Below are 15,167 nucleotides of genomic sequence, written 5' to 3'. Positions count from 1 at the left end.
ACTCTCCTAGTATCGGGGCGTAAGCTTCGCGCGTTTTCATCAATTGCGGAGACCCTCAGTGGGTACTTGTTCGAGTGACAGTAGTCGGCCGGTTTCGTTGACCGGCATAGACTTGGCAAGGTAACGCGCATTTTCCAGATGCCGTTGTCTCGCCAATAAAGCGAGAAGCGGCATCGCGGCAGTGACCAGTCCTGGCTCCTGTCCGATTCCCTCTCATCGACGCTGACCAGCACCTGATTAACCTCGGGATGCTACGGACGCGCCTGCCTTTTACGGCGGGCGGGCTAAGCCGGCTGTGCCTTTAAAACGGGCGCGGTGCGCGAGGCGGTACCTGCACGAGTGTTTCCTCGCGCAGGAGTAACACCATGAACTTCACACTGTTGAAAGAGTTCTTCGCCGGCTTCCTGCGGACCCGGCATATCGCCCGGCATTTCCGCCGCTTGGCGATGCTCGACACCGTGGCCGACGCCAGCGTCAGCCGCGAAGTGCCGCCGACCCTGGCGCAAACCCTGGTGATTTCGGCCAACAGCAGTGCCGTGCAATTGCTCGGCACGCTGGGCAGCCACTCCGAAGGCTTGAATACCCAGGAAGCCGACGCCCTGCGCGTACAATACGGCCTCAACGAAGTCGAGCACGAGCAGCCGCTGCCGTGGTGGGTGCACCTGTGGCATTGCTACAAAAACCCCTTCAACCTGCTGCTGACTTTGCTGGCGGTGATCTCCTGGCTGACCGAGGACATGAAGGCGGCCACGGTGATTTTCTCCATGGTGGTGCTCTCGACACTGCTGCGCTTCTGGCAGGAGGCCAAGTCGAACAAGGCGGCCGACGCCCTCAAGGCGATGGTGAGCAACACGGCGACCGTGTTGCGTCGGGATGAAACCAAGCGCATCGAGCTGCCCATCAAACACTTGGTGCCGGGTGACCTGATCGTGCTGTCGGCCGGTGACATGATCCCCGCCGACTGCCGTGTCATCAGTGCCAAGGACCTGTTCGTAAGCCAGGCGGCGATGACCGGCGAATCGATGCCGGTGGAGAAGTTCGCCCAGCAGCAAGATGCCAACACCCGTAACCCGCTGGACCTGGAGAACATCCTGTTCATGGGCACCAACGTGGTGTCCGGCGCGGCGACGGCGGTGATCCTGACTACCGGCAACAGCACCTATTTCGGTGCGTTGGCCCAGCGCGTCACCGCTACCGACCGCGCGACCACCTCGTTCCAGCAAGGCGTCAACAAGGTCAGTTGGTTGCTCATCCGCTTCATGTTCGTGATGGCGCCACTGGTGCTGTTCATCAACGGGTTCACCAAGGGTGACTGGACTGAAGCGCTGTTGTTCGCGCTGTCGATTGCCGTGGGCCTGACCCCGGAAATGCTGCCGATGATCGTCACCTCGACCCTGGCCAAAGGCGCGGTGTTTCTCTCGCGTAAAAAAGTCATCGTCAAGCGCCTGGACGCGATCCAGAACTTCGGCGCCATGGACGTGCTGTGCACCGACAAGACCGGCACCCTGACCCAGGACAGGATTTTCCTCGCGCGCCATGTGGACGTGTGGGGGGAAGAGTCCGACGACGTGTTGGAAATGGCCTACCTCAACAGCTACTACCAGACGGGCCTGAAAAACCTGTTGGACGTAGCGGTGCTGGAGCATGTGGAGGTGCATCGCGAGCTGAAGGTGGGTACGGCGTTCCAGAAAGTCGATGAGATCCCGTTCGACTTCAATCGTCGCCGCATGTCCGTCGTGGTCGCCGAGCAAGGCCAGCCACACCTGTTGATCTGCAAAGGGGCGGTCGAAGAGATTCTGTCGGTGTGCAACAACGTGCGCCATGGCGACGTCAATGAAGCGCTGACCGATGACTTGCTGGCGCGCATTCGCCAGGTCACCGCCGCGTTCAACGAGGAAGGCCTGCGCGTGGTGGCCGTGGCCGCGCAACCGATGGCGCCGGGGCGCGACACCTACAGCCTGGCGGATGAACAAAACCTCACGCTGATCGGTTATGTGGCTTTTCTCGACCCTCCGAAGGAAAGTACCGCGCCTGCGCTCAAGGCTCTCAAAGCCCACGGCGTCGCCGTGAAAGTGCTGACAGGTGACAACGAATTGGTCACCGCTAAAATCTGCCGCGAAGTGGGCCTGGAGCAACAGGGCCTGCTGATGGGCAATGACATCGAGGACATGACCGACGCCGAGCTGGCCAAGGCCGTGGAAACCACCAATGTGTTCGCCAAGCTGACGCCGTCCCACAAGGAGCGCATCGTGCGCCTGCTCAAGGCTAACGGGCATGTGGTGGGCTTTATGGGTGATGGCATCAACGACGCGCCGGCGCTGCGTACGGCCGATATCGGCATTTCGGTCGACAGTGCGGTGGATATCGCCAAGGAAGCCGCCGACATCATCCTGTTGGAAAAGAGCCTGATGATTTTGGAGGAGGGCGTGCTGGAAGGCCGGCGTACCTTCGCCAACATGCTCAAGTACATCAAGATGACCGCCAGTTCCAACTTCGGCAACGTGTTTTCGGTGCTGGTGGCCAGTGCGTTTATTCCTTTCCTGCCGATGCTGCCGATGCACCTGCTGGTGCAGAACCTGCTGTATGACATTTCGCAGATCGCGATTCCGTTCGATAACGTCGACGCCGAGATGCTCGCCAAGCCGCAACGCTGGCAGCCCGGCGATGTGGGGCGGTTCATGCTGTTTTTCGGGCCGATCAGTTCGATCTTTGACATCACCACGTTCGCGCTCATGTGGTATGTCTTCGATGCCAACACCCCGGACCACCAGACGCTGTTCCAGTCCGGCTGGTTCGTGGTGGGGCTGCTGACCCAGACGCTGATCGTGCACATGATCCGCACCCCGAAAATCCCGTTCCTGCAGAGCCGCGCGGCGATGCCGTTGATGGTGATGACCGGTGTGATCATGGCCGTGGGGATTTTCCTGCCGATGGGGCCGCTGGCGCACTACTTCAAATTGCAGGCGCTGCCGTCGCTGTACTTCGTGTTCCTGCCGGTGATCCTGCTGGCGTACATGGCGCTGACCCAGGCGGTGAAGGGCTACTACATCCGTAAGTTCGGCTGGCAATAAACAGGGAAGATTTTCTATGCAAGCAATCGACAACATCAACCTCAATTCCCTGGTTGATACGCTGGTCAGCCTCACCGCGGCCTTCATCCTCGGTGGCCTGATCGGTTTCGAGCGCCAGTACCGACAGCGCACGGCAGGTCTGCGGACCAACGTGCTGGTGGCGGTGGGCGCGGCGATCTTCGTCGACATGGCCAACCGTCTCGGCGGTGCGGAAGGCGCGGTGCGGGTGGTGGCGTATGTGGTCTCGGGCATCGGCTTTCTCGGCGCCGGCGTGATCATGCGCGAGGAAGGCAACGTGCGTGGGCTCAACACGGCCGCCACCCTCTGGGCGTCGGCGGCGGTGGGTGCCTGCGCGGGTGCCGACCTGATCCTGGAAGCGCTGCTGGGCACCCTGTTTGTGCTGGCGGCCAACACCTTGCTGCGGCCGATCGTCAATAACATCAACCGTCAGCCGTTGGACGTGGTGTCGGCGGAGGTCACCAATATCCTGTATGTCATTGCACGGCGTACTCAGCAGAAAGCCGTATTGGCGTTGCTGGAAGCCGAGCTGGCGCGTTGTAACTATCCCGCCAGCGATGTCGACGTGCGCCCCTTCGGCACGGAGGAGGTGGAAATAGAAGCCACCCTGGCCGTGACGTCGGTAGACGGTGACGAACTGGATGCGCTGGTGGCGCGAATTTCGATGTCTACCCTTGTCGTGCAGGCGTTCTGGAGCCCCAGTACTACCGAGTAGTCCCCGGCTGTCAGGCATTGTCCCGTGCAACGCGGGTCATGCTATCGCGAGGAAAAGTCCTACAATAATTCGAGACTATCCCTTCATTTGATAAGACACGCTGTTGTTAAGGTTTCCCGCTTGCGCCTCAGGAACCAGGGCGTGGCTCTATGTGTTTACCGTGTTTTATCAAAAGGAGGGGTCTGTACTGCCTGCCGAGTAATCAGCGCCGTTTGTCGGAACTGTTACTTTTCACAGGTAGATAGGTCCCGCGTGATATGTAAGCGTACTGATCCTCTCGGGGGAGTCTTATGAGCAAAGCTTTAATTGTGGATGATCACCCTTTTATACGCGCCACTGTGAAACATCTGTTGAAACAGGAAGGCTTCGTAGAAATCCTGGAAGCGGGCAACGGTGCCGACGCTATGCAGATTGCGCGGGTGCATCGTCCGGACTTGGTCATCCTCGATCTGGCAATGCCCAAGCTCGGCGGGTTGGAGGTGATCAGCCGGATCAAGGCGCTCGAACTGCCTTGCAAGATCCTGGTGCTGACCTCTTATCTGGCGGTGTTCTTCTCCACCCGCTGCATGCGCGCCGGGGCCATGGGCTTTGTGGCCAAGACGGGTGAGCTTGATGAGTTGCAAAAGGCAATCAGGGCGATCCGGTCTGGTTACAGTTGCTTCCCCAGCCTGCCCACCAGTTCAGTCCGCCGCGACGATTTGCAGACCACCGAGCAGGAATTGGTGGACGCACTGTCGGACCGCGAGCTGACCGTGTTGCAAAAGTTGGCGCTGGGCCTGGGCAACAAGGAAATCGCTGAGGACATGCTGTTGAGCCATAAGACTATCAGCACCTACAAGACGCGACTCAAGGAGAAGCTGCGCATGTCATCGGTGGTGCACCTGTCCAAGTTTGCGCAGCGCAACCACCTGATCTGATTTGAAATGACCACCTTTCGGCGGCTGAAACTCACGGCCATCCTGCTGTTGGGGCTGTTGCCCTACTCGGCGATGGCCCTGGACGAACCCCATACCCTGCGGCTCCTCGGCCATTCCTCCCTTGAACACCCCAGTGTTGAGCTTGATGAAAGCGACTGGCGCTGGCTGCGCGAGCGGCGCACGTTAGTGATGGGGGTGTCCGCGCCCGACTACGCCCCTTTCGACTTGAGCAACGATAATGATTTTGAAGGGATCACTGCTGACTATACGTGGCTGATCAGCCTTATTTTGAATGTACCTATCGAGGTTAGACGCTACGACACCCGCGATGAAGTGATCGAGGCACTCAAGCTGGGCAACGTGGATCTGGTCGGGTCGGCCAACGGTTATGAGGCGGCCGACAAAGCGCTGGTATTGTCCCGTTCCTACGCCAATGATCAACCCGTATTGGTGACCCGCGCGGGGGACAGTCATTCATTGAGCGTCGACCTGGCCGGCAAACGTGTCGCGATGCTCTACCACTATATGCAGCCCGACGCTGTCCAGGCCTTTTATCCCCAGGCGCAATTGTTGTTATATGGCTCGACCCACCAGGCCATCGGTTCCGTAGCGTTCGGCCAGGCCGATGTTTACCTCGGCGATGCCATCAGCACCCGCTACCTGATCAACAAGAATCACCTGAATAACGTGCGTATGGCTGATTTTTCCGCGCTGGAGGTCAACCCGTTCGGATTCGCTTTCACCGGGGACAATATCCGCCTGTTGAAGATCGTCAATGCCGCGCTGGCTGTCATCCCGGCCGGCCAGCAGATGGAAATTCTGCGGCGCTGGAGTGCGGGCGGCAGCGGCTTTCTGGAGGCTGACCGGTTGCGCTTGAGTGACAGTGAACAGCGCTGGCTGGAGAAGCATCCGCGCGTGAAAGTCGCGGCGCTCGACAAGTTTATGCCGCTGTCATTTTTCAATGAACAAGGGCAGTTCATCGGCTTGAGTGACGAGGTGTTGTCGCGGATCAGCTTGCGCACAGGCTTGAAATTCGAGGTGGTGCAGGGCAGTTCGTTGCCTCGGCAAGTGGACGAGGTCAGCGCTGGCCAAGTGGAGATGATGGCGGTGATCACGCCCAGCGTCGAGCGCTCCGAGAAAGTCCGTTTTACCCGGCCTTACTTGTCCAACCCCTATGTGCTGGTGGCGCGCGCCAGCGATGAGCACCTGCTTACCCTGGAAGACATGCCCGGCAAACGCCTGGCGTTTATCGGCGGCAACAGCCTCGCCGTGCAAGTGGCGCGGGATTATCCTGGTATCGTCTTTGTGGCGGTCGAGAACCCTGAGCAAGCCATGGAGTTGGTCGCCAAAGGCGGTGTCGATGCGACGGTTGTGTCGCTGATCAGTGCCCGTTACATGATCGCGCGCCATTACCGTGATCGCCTGCGTATCACCAGTACGGTGGGTACGGAACCGGCGCGGATTGCCTTGGGCGTCAATCGCAGCCAGCTGGAACTGTATTCAATCCTCGAGAAGGCGCTGTTGAGTATCACGCCCGAGGAAATGGACGAACTGACCAACCATTGGCGCAGTGAGATCATCATCGAGGACAGCTACTGGATCAGCCATCGCAACGTGATTATCCAAGGGTTCGGCCTGGCAGCCGTGCTGTTGTTGGTCACGTTGGGTTGGGTGCTCTACCTGCGTAACCTGATTCACAAGCGTGCCCAGGCCGAACGGGCCTTGAGCGACCAGATGCGGTTTATGAGCGTGCTGATCGACGGCACGCCCCACCCGATTTATGTACGTGACCGCCAGGGCCGCTTGATGGCGTGTAATAACGCTTACCTTGATGTGTTCGGCTTCAAGCTGGAGGACGTGATCGGCAAGACCGTGGTGGAAACCGACACCGGCAACCCGCCCCAGGCTCAATCTTTCCATGCTGACTATTTGAGCTTGATGGAGCGTGGGGAGCCGCAGATTCACGACCGAGTGCTCAAGGTGCCCGGCGGTGGCGTGCTGACGATTTACCAATGGATGCTGCCGTACCGTGATAGCAACGGCAACGTGGTGGGCATGATTGCTGGCTGGGTGGATGTCAGCGAACGCCAGCGCCTGCTGGGCCAGTTGCAGGAAGCCAAGGAGGAGGCCGACGCCGCCAATCGCGCCAAGACCACCTTCCTGGCGACCATGAGTCATGAGATCCGAACGCCCATGAACGCGGTGATCGGCATGATCGAATTGGCTCAGAAGAACGCCGAGCAGGGCCGCGTCGATCAGGATGCCCTCGAAGTGGCATCGATGGCGTCCCGCAGCATGCTGGAGCTGATCGGCGATATCTTGGACATTGCGCGGATCGAAACCGGTCACCTGTCCCTGACCCTGGCACCTGCCAATCTCCATGAAATGTTGGCTTCCGTGGCACGGGTTTTCGAAGGGCTGGCGCGGGATAAGGGGCTGTTGCTGCACGTGGAGCTCGACCCGATGATCGACCGGTCAGTGTTGATCGACCCTATGCGCTTCAAACAAGTGGTGTCCAATCTGCTGGGCAATGCCATCAAGTTTACCGCGACCGGCCAGGTACGCCTGGGCGCCCAGTGCACACCGGCATTGGCGAGCGACCCTCTGAACCTTCGGCTGTATGTGGAGGACACGGGGATTGGCATCAGTGCCGAGGATCAACAACGTTTGTTCAACCCCTTTATCCAGGGCAGCAATAACGATCAATCAGCACGCAGTGGTTCGGGGTTGGGCTTGGTGATCAGTCGCAATCTGTGCGAGATGATGGGCGGCCAACTGCATTTGAGCAGTGTGCTGGGCAAGGGGACTCGGGTGGATGTGACCCTGGCGCTGGAGTTGGCCACCGCTGCACCGCTTTCTTCATCGGCTCCGCCTGTGCCACCGGCTCATGCATTGAGCCTCCTGGTGGTGGATGACTACCCGGCCAACCGCCTGTTGCTCACTCGGCAATTGAGCTTCCTGGGGCATCGCATCGTCACGGCCGAAGATGGCGCTGAGGGGTTCGCACTGTGGCAGGCCGGGCATTTTGATGGCGTGATCACCGATAGCAATATGCCTGTTATGGACGGCTACACGTTGGCCCGTGATATCCGTGCACAAGAGCGTCGGCTCGGCCTGGTTCCGTGCCTGTTGCTGGGGTTCACCGCCAACGCCCAACCGGAGGAAACCGAGCGCTGCAGGCAGGCGGGCATGGATGGTTGTCTGTTCAAACCGACCGGTCTTGATGATTTGCGTGTAGCGCTGGCATCACGCACTGCCAGTGCCGCCGTGGAGGACGCCGAACCGACGTTTGATTTGAGCGCATTGGTCATGCTGACGGGGGGCGAGGGTGCCGTGCTTGATGAGTTGCTGCTGCCATTGCTCAATAGCCTCGCAGAGGACCGCCTGTTGCTGCCGGCGCTGCAACAGCACGCGGATTTCGCCAAGCTGCATGACCTGGCTCATCGTATAAAAGGCGGTGCCCGGATGGTCAGGGCCCAGGCGTTGGTCGCCGGTTGCGAAACCTTGGAGGAGGCGTGTCAAAGGCGTGACCGTGATGCATTGTCGGCAGCGGTGGAGGCGGTTGGCATGGCCGTCGATGGCTTGCATCAGCGCCTGAGCCTGCACCTGCACAGCAAGCACGCCTGATAGCCATTCGGTGGATTTGGGACAACTCCTACAGTGAACGGGAATAAGCCTGATTTTGTCGTCAGTGTATGTCTGGAGAATGGGCCTCGCTCACTGACGAGCGATGCCTGCCCAGGGATTCGCCATGCCAAACAAAGCACTGACCATCCTGATTGCCGATGAACAACACCTGCAGCGGCTGTACATCGAGAAAATGCTTAACCAGTTGGGGTATCACCGGATCGTACCGGTGCAAACCTTTGAAGAGGTCCAACTCCTCACCGCCATCCCGGCACAGCCCTTTGATGTGCTGATCATCAACGCGGGGCTCGCGATCCACACGTGCCAGCCTCAACCCCAGGCGCATCACGTGCTGGTCTACGATCACCTGGACCTGGGAACAACTCCCGAGGCGACGCCGACGGTGCTGGTCCGGTTGCCCGGTGTGCCGGACAGCGTCAACCTCGAACACTTCATGGACATTATCGACCCTCCCGCGTCCAGCACCGGCCTGCGTGTGCTGCCCTGGCTGCGGGAATTATCCCGCACGCCTGCGGCAGGGGTTTAGTCCCATTGTGGGGCGATACCCTTGGGGCTGGTCAGGCGATGGCCGCGTTCCAACTCGGCAATCTGCGCCATGTCGGCAGCACTCAAGGTCAGTTGCAGGGCCTTGAGGTTGCTTTCCAGGTTGGCGCGTTTGGTCGATGACGGGATGACCGCATAGCCCAGTTGCATCGCCCAAGCCAGCGCCACTTGCGCGGGAGTAGCCTGATGGCGTTCGGCGATTTGCTCCATCACTGGGTCTTTGAGCACTTCGCCGTAGGCCAGGGTCATGTAGGACGTGATCTGGATACCGTTAGCGGTGGCGAAGTCCACGACCTTGCGGTTTTGCAGGTAGGGATGCAGTTCGATCTGGTTGGTGGCGATATTCTCCGCGCCAACGGCTGCAATCGCTTGCTTCATCAAGTCGACGGTGAAGTTGGAGATGCCGATCTGGCGGGTCAGGCCCAGGCGTTTGGCTTCCAGCAACTGGCCCATGAACTCGGCGACAGGCACCTGATCTTCGGGTGAAGGCCAGTGAATCAAGGTGAGGTCCAGATAGTCGGTTTTCAGTTTGCGCAAGCTTTCACGCAGGCTCGGAATCAACTGGCCTTCGGCGAAGTTAGCGATCCAGATTTTGCTGGTGATAAATAGCTCATCGCGCGGCACGCCACTGTCGGCGATGGCTTGGCCGACGTCTGCTTCATTCTCGTAGATCTGCGCGGTGTCGATCACGCGGTAGCCCAGTTCCAGGCCGGCGCTGACGGAATCGATCACCACCTGACCTTGCAGACGGAAGGTGCCAAGGCCGAAGGCCGGAACGTTTTGCGTAGCGATAGACATCAGTAACTCCTGAAGGGGGGTGAACAATGGAGTCGAGTATCCGCCCGTCGTTCCTTCGGAAAAACCGCCGAATCCGAAAAGGACTCTTTACCCCAGGTCACGAATAGTTTGAACGCTGCGCCAACTCCCTGAGCCGAACACTGAGCAAATGTGGGTGCTGGCTTGCCTGCGATGGGGCGTGTCAGGCTACAAGTCTGTCGCTGATATACCGCTATCGCAGGCCAGCTCCCACATTCTGATCTTCATCAGTCAATGATGGTGTGTTGTTGGCGCAACCGCTCAGCCGCGTTGCGCAACAACTGCTCGGTGCCGCTCCAGCCCAGGCAGCCGTCTGTCACCGACACGCCGTATTTCATCGACGCGCTCAACGGTTGACAGCCTTCGAACAGGTGGCCTTCGAGCATCATGCCGATCAGCGAGGTGTCGCCTTGCAGGCGCTGTTCCAGCACGTCGTTGAATACCGCCGGTTGACGCAGCGGGTCCTTGCCACTGTTGGCGTGGCTGCAATCGACCATGATCCTCGCCGTCACCTTTGACTTGGCCAAATCTTGCTTCACCTGTGCCACATTCTGCGCATCGTAGTTCGGCCCTCGGTGGCCGCCGCGCAGCACCAAGTGGGTGTCGGGGTTGCCGGGGGTCTGAATGATCGCCGGGTGGCCCTGGCTGTCGACACCGAAGTGGCGGTGCGGATGGGAGGCCGAGCGCATGGCGTCACACGCAATCGCAACGCCGCCGTCGGTGCCGTTCTTGAAACCTACGGGCATGCCCAGGCCGCTGGCCATTTCACGGTGGATCTGCGATTCGGTGGTGCGCGCGCCAATCGCGACCCAACTGAGCAGGTCATCGAAGTAGCCGGCGGCCATGGGTTGCAGCAGTTCGGTGGCGACCGGCAAGCCCAGGCGCAGCATTTCGCGCATCAGTTGGCGGGACAGGGTGAGGCCGGCGGCCATGTCATCACTGCCGTCCAGGTGCGGGTCGTAAGCCAAGCCTTTCCAGCCGACGGTGGTGCGCGGTTTTTCGACGTAGGCACGGATCACCAGCAGCATCTGGTCGCTGACGTCCAGCGCGAGCTTCTTGAGGTTGCGTGCGTATTCCATGGCTGACTCAGGGTCATGGATCGAGCACGGGCCGACGATCACCAGCAAACGTGAATCTTCGCCATTGAGGATGGCGCGCACGGCTTGGCGATGGGCGTGGACTTGCTCGTTGAGGAACGGGCTGAGAGGCAATTGGTGCTTGAGCTCAAGAGAGCTGGGCAGGCGCTGGGTCAGGGCTTCATTGGCGCTGGTCAGGGCAGAGACGGGCAAAGCGGCGGTGGCAGAGTTCATATTCAAGGCTTCCTGGGCAAGCGGCGGGCTGTTCCCGCGCGCTGGCCCTACTGGGGTGTTCGACAATTGGCCGTATTGGCTACGTGTGTTGGCTTGCCACCAATAGGTGACCGATCGGAGGCGGCAGGCTGTCCCGAGCGGAGCTGGCTAAATCGCCATGCGGTGGAAGTGTCGTAGCGGTAATAAGTGGCGTAGTTCATGTCGTGTGTCCTTTAAGTGTTCTGCGAAATATAGAGGGGCCTGAAAAAACAAAACCCCCGGTCGGGGAGCCGACCGGGGGTTAGATTTCTCTGGTAGGCGACCCCTTGAGTAGTGGCCGCCGATTTCAGGTATCAGGCGCGCCAGTGGCTAAACCAATACCCAAAATAAAAACTTACCGGTGCGCTCGAACCGCTCACACGGGTAGCCGATACCAAGCGCTGGGCGCTGGCAGCAGGGCAAACCTGAGTGTGGGTAAGTGGCAACATGGTGGGTCTCCAAATGATGGGGCGAGCTTACTAGAGGCGGGCAGGAGGACTCAATCATTAATTTCTATTGCACGTGGATACCAACGGCTATAGGTCGAGATATGCTGATCCCACTTTGATACCGATTGCTTGGACGCGACCATGACTGCTTTGACCCTTGCTGCTGCTCAATCCATTTCCATCGCCGGAGACCTTGCGGCCAATATCAAACGGCACTTGACGTTCATGGGCACGGCTGCCCGGCACGGCGTGCAATGGCTGGTGTTTCCGGAGCTGTCGCTGACCGGGTATGAACCTTCATTGGCGGCCGGGTTGGCGATTGCGCCAGACGACCCTGTCTTGGCGCCGCTGCGGGAGATGGCCCAGGCGCTGCGGCTGACAGCAGTGGTGGGGATGCCCATCCGCCTGGCGCCGCAGGCCGGTGTGTTGATCGGCGCGCTGGTGTTGGGGGCTGATGGCTCAATGGTGGTCTACACCAAGCAGCATTTGCATCCTGGCGAAGAACGGGCATTTGTCGCAGGGCAGGGCGGTGCGCCCCTCGAATGGCGGAGCGAGCGTATCGCGTTGGCGGTGTGCGCGGACTTCTCCCATGCCAGCCATCCGCGCCTGGCGGCTGAGGCAGGAGCCACGGTATACGCCACCGGCGTGTTGATCAGCGAAGGTGGCTATGCCACTGACAGCGCGTTGCTCCAGGGCTATGCGGCCGAACATGGCTTGCTGGTGCTGATGGCCAACCATGGTGGCCCGTCGGGTGGCTATGTGTGCGCCGGCCGCAGCGCGATCTGGGCGGTTGATGGCAGCTTACTGGCCGCGGCGCCCGGTATCGGCGATGCGCTGGTGATTGCCCGTCGCGATGGCGGGCCATGGACTGGCCAAGTGGTAGCCGTCTGAATGGCGTTCAATCTGCGCGCGGCAACAGACCAGGACCTTCCCTTTGCTCGAAGCCTGACCTTTGCGGCCATGAGCCGTTATTACCTGCAATACGAGCTGGTGTGGTCCAACCAGGGCTTCGACATCGCTTGGGCCGGGCGTGAGAACTGGCTGATCTGCAACGATGACACCGTGATGGGCTTTATCAGCCTGAGCGCCGATAGGCGGGCACTCTATATCCGTGAGTTGCATATGCTTGAGGCGTATCGCGGGCTTGGTGCGGGCAGTTGGGTGTTGGAACAGATGGCGCTCAAGGCGCAGGCGACGGGTTTATTGCGCTTGACCGTGTTTAAGAACAACCCGGCCAAGAGGCTCTATCAGCGCAGTGGGATGAGCATCGTGGGTGAAGAAGACTGCTTCTGGCGGATGGAGCGTGTTTGCCGTTGAACCTAAACCATGCAGTTGATGCTAATAAGCGCATACTGGCTTCAGGAAACGACTTCCTGAACGTTGTGTTGGCCATCAGCCTCAGCAAGGATGATCCCTTCTTTCATGCCCAAAAGGACCGCCACCTTATGGGCCTCTCCACGCCGTCCCTTTTTACGCCCAGCGAGCACTTGATACGTGGTAGCCGGATCAACTCCGTGCTCACGGGCGAACGCTTGAACTGACTTTCCTTGATGTTCCAGCCAGGCCTTGGCTTGTGCAGCAGTGCGGATTCCGGGCATAGTTCAAAACCGTTCAAGTTTGTTTAACTAAGAGATGAGCGTGTCACCTCTTGGGGTGTGCCAAATAGGATCATACATCCAAATGAGTGGAATCGGTTCGCGTTTGAGGCAAGAAAGAGAGCGACTTGGCCTGTCGCAAAAAGTTTTCGGTGAAATAGGAGGCGTTGAAGCCAACGCACAAGGCAAATATGAAAGTGGAGGGCGTGCGCCCAAGGCCGATTATTTGTCCCGAGTCGCCGCAAAAGGTGTAGATGTACTTTACGTGTTGACCGGAACTGCTACGCCGATTCAGCTGGAAAACCTCAGCGAGATTGAGGAGAAAGTGTTGGGTAATTATCGCGCGATGTTCAAGGAAGACCAAGCGGCGATCCGCCGCTTGACGTCAACCTTGGCCGAACACTCCGTTTCATTTAATGGAAAAGCCAAGCAGCAGCCTCAAGAATCCTGACCTGTTGCCCAGCAAAATAGAGCCGTCCGCCTCTCGGCGGGCGGCCCCCGTGTATTCAAACTCTATATATATGACGCTTGCAGCTAGGTCTGCGCCTTGGTTTTTTGCTAAGGTGTTCAGCAACCTATAAGACCATATCGCGAGGTGTCTGCTTGATTAGGGTGCTAGTAGTCGATGACCATGATCTCGTTCGTACAGGCATTACACGAATGCTGGCTGACATCGATGGCCTGCAAGTAGTCGGCCAGGCCGAGTCAGGGGAAGAGTCCTTGATCAAGGCCCGGGAGTTGAAGCCCGATGTGGTGCTGATGGACGTCAAGATGCCCGGTATCGGCGGTCTCGGCGCCACGACCAAGTTGTTGCGCAGCCATCCGGATATCAAAGTCGTCGTGGTGACGGTGTGTGAAGAAGACCCGTTTCCGACACGCCTGTTGCAGGCCGGAGCGGCCGGTTACCTGACCAAGGGCGCTGGGCTGGCCGAGATGGTACAAGCCATTCGCCTGGTATTTGCCGGCCAGCGTTACATCAGCCCGCAAATCGCCCAGCAATTGGCCATCAAGTCTTTCCAGCCCACCAGCGACTCGCCGTTCGATGCGTTGTCGGAGCGGGAAATCCAGATCGCCTTGATGATCGTCGGTTGCCAGAAGGTGCAGACGATCTCCGACAAGCTGTGCCTGTCGCCCAAGACCGTCAACACCTACCGCTATCGCATTTTCGAGAAGCTCGCCATCAGCAGTGATGTTGAATTGACCCTGCTCGCAGTGCGCCACGGCATGGTGGACGCCAGCGCCTGACATGACTACACCGTTTGATCCAAGTGCCTTCCTCTCGACCTGCAGTGGCCGCCCCGGCGTGTACCGCATGTTCGACAGCGAGGCACGCCTGCTGTATGTCGGCAAGGCCAAGAACCTGAAGAACCGCTTGGCGAGCTATTTTCGCAAGAGCGGGCTCGCGCCCAAGACAGCTGCGCTGGTGGCGCGTATCGCCCAGGTCGAAACCACCATCACCGCCAATGAAACCGAAGCGCTGTTGCTCGAGCAGACGCTGATCAAGGAATGGCGGCCGCCCTATAACATCCTGCTGCGCGATGATAAATCCTACCCCTACGTGTTTTTATCCGACGGCAACTTCCCACGCCTGAGCATTCACCGGGGTGCGAAGAAGCAGAAGGGCAAGTATTTCGGGCCCTATCCCAGCGCCGGCGCGATCCGCGAAAGCCTGAGCCTGCTGCAAAAGACCTTTTTTGTGCGTCAGTGCGAAGACAGCTTCTACAAGAACCGCACGCGGCCGTGCCTGCAATACCAGATCAAACGCTGCAAAGCGCCTTGCGTGGGCCTGGTGGACCCGGCCGAGTACGCCGAGGACGTGCGCCATTCGGTGATGTTCCTCGAAGGGCGCAGCAATGCCCTCACCGACGAACTCTCCGGCGCCATGGAGCAGGCCGCCAGCACCCTGGATTTCGAACGCGCCGCCGAGTTGCGTGACCAGATCTCCTTGCTGCGGCGCGTGCAGGATCAGCAGAGCATGGAAGGCGGCACCGGCGACGTGGACGTCATCGCGGCCTTCGTCAACCCAGGCGGCGCCTGTGTGCACTTGATCAGCGTGCGGGGCGGGCG

Annotated in this window: 13 protein-coding genes; 10 read left to right on the top strand and 3 right to left on the bottom strand. The window is 59.5% G+C overall.

Annotated elements, in window-relative coordinates; all coding sequences use genetic code 11:
* The first annotated feature begins 365 nt into the window (after positions 1 to 365).
* The 5 genes from mgtA (at position 366) to K7431_RS28650 (ending at position 8,895) form a co-directional block, all read left to right on the top strand.
* Positions 366 to 3,071, top strand: coding sequence for a magnesium-translocating P-type ATPase (mgtA, locus tag K7431_RS28670; RefSeq protein WP_012723415.1), 2,706 nt, complete (start codon positions 366 to 368; stop codon positions 3,069 to 3,071).
* A 16-nt stretch (positions 3,072 to 3,087) separates the two neighbouring features.
* A complete protein-coding gene (locus K7431_RS28665) occupies positions 3,088 to 3,804 on the top strand; it encodes an MgtC/SapB family protein (protein ID WP_012723416.1) in 717 nt (238 codons plus the stop codon).
* A gap of 290 nt (positions 3,805 to 4,094) precedes the next feature.
* On the top strand, positions 4,095 to 4,721 hold the full coding sequence (locus tag K7431_RS28660) for a response regulator transcription factor (RefSeq protein ID WP_012723417.1): 627 nt from the start codon (positions 4,095 to 4,097) through the stop codon (positions 4,719 to 4,721).
* Between the two features lie 6 nt (positions 4,722 to 4,727).
* Positions 4,728 to 8,348, top strand: a complete 3,621-nt coding sequence (locus K7431_RS28655) for a transporter substrate-binding domain-containing protein (RefSeq protein WP_012723418.1) — start codon at positions 4,728 to 4,730, stop codon at positions 8,346 to 8,348.
* Positions 8,349 to 8,472: 124 nt separating this feature from the next.
* A complete protein-coding gene (locus K7431_RS28650; protein ID WP_043206182.1) occupies positions 8,473 to 8,895 on the top strand; it encodes a chemotaxis protein CheY in 423 nt (140 codons plus the stop codon).
* On the opposite strand, the gene dkgB is transcribed toward K7431_RS28650, so the two are convergent.
* The gene (dkgB, locus tag K7431_RS28645) at positions 8,892 to 9,710 is read right to left on the bottom strand and encodes a 2,5-didehydrogluconate reductase DkgB (protein WP_012723420.1); all 819 of its coding nucleotides are present in this window, start codon (positions 9,708 to 9,710) and stop codon (positions 8,892 to 8,894) included. The two genes, K7431_RS28650 and dkgB, sit on opposite strands and share 4 nt — an antisense overlap.
* 245 nt (positions 9,711 to 9,955) lie before the next feature.
* Positions 9,956 to 11,038 (bottom strand): 3-deoxy-7-phosphoheptulonate synthase, encoded by a 1,083-nt coding sequence (locus tag K7431_RS28640; protein WP_012723421.1) that lies wholly within the window; start codon positions 11,036 to 11,038, stop codon positions 9,956 to 9,958.
* Between the two features lie 608 nt (positions 11,039 to 11,646).
* On the opposite strand from K7431_RS28640, the gene K7431_RS28635 reads away from it, so the two are divergent.
* Complete coding sequence (locus K7431_RS28635) at positions 11,647 to 12,396, top strand: carbon-nitrogen hydrolase family protein (RefSeq protein WP_043205138.1); 750 nt, start codon at positions 11,647 to 11,649, stop codon at positions 12,394 to 12,396.
* Complete coding sequence (locus K7431_RS28630; RefSeq protein WP_012723423.1) at positions 12,397 to 12,822, top strand: GNAT family N-acetyltransferase; 426 nt, start codon at positions 12,397 to 12,399, stop codon at positions 12,820 to 12,822.
* 41 nt (positions 12,823 to 12,863) lie between these two features.
* Here the strand turns inward: K7431_RS28630 and K7431_RS28625 are convergent, their stop codons facing one another.
* Complete coding sequence (locus K7431_RS28625) at positions 12,864 to 13,103, bottom strand: DNA-binding protein (RefSeq protein WP_080567175.1); 240 nt, start codon at positions 13,101 to 13,103, stop codon at positions 12,864 to 12,866.
* Positions 13,104 to 13,185: 82 nt separating this feature from the next.
* Between K7431_RS28625 and K7431_RS28620 the strand changes: the two genes are divergently transcribed.
* The 3 genes from K7431_RS28620 to uvrC form a co-directional block, all read left to right on the top strand.
* Positions 13,186 to 13,551: a helix-turn-helix domain-containing protein gene (locus K7431_RS28620; RefSeq protein ID WP_012723425.1), complete on the top strand. Its 366-nt coding sequence runs from the start codon at positions 13,186 to 13,188 to the stop codon at positions 13,549 to 13,551.
* Positions 13,552 to 13,703: 152 nt separating this feature from the next.
* Positions 13,704 to 14,345, top strand: coding sequence for a response regulator transcription factor GacA (gene gacA, locus K7431_RS28615; RefSeq protein ID WP_003190387.1), 642 nt, complete (start codon positions 13,704 to 13,706; stop codon positions 14,343 to 14,345).
* 1 nt (position 14,346) lies between these two features.
* A partial coding sequence (gene uvrC / locus K7431_RS28610) for an excinuclease ABC subunit UvrC (protein ID WP_224299507.1) occupies positions 14,347 to 15,167 on the top strand: 821 nt, incomplete at its 3' end.

The sequence above is a fragment of the Pseudomonas fluorescens group sp. genome (assembly GCF_020093335.1).
GTDB lineage: Bacteria > Pseudomonadota > Gammaproteobacteria > Pseudomonadales > Pseudomonadaceae > Aquipseudomonas > Aquipseudomonas petroselini.
The sequence above is the reverse complement of the archived record's forward strand: the minus strand, read 5'-3'. Positions and strand labels throughout refer to the sequence as shown.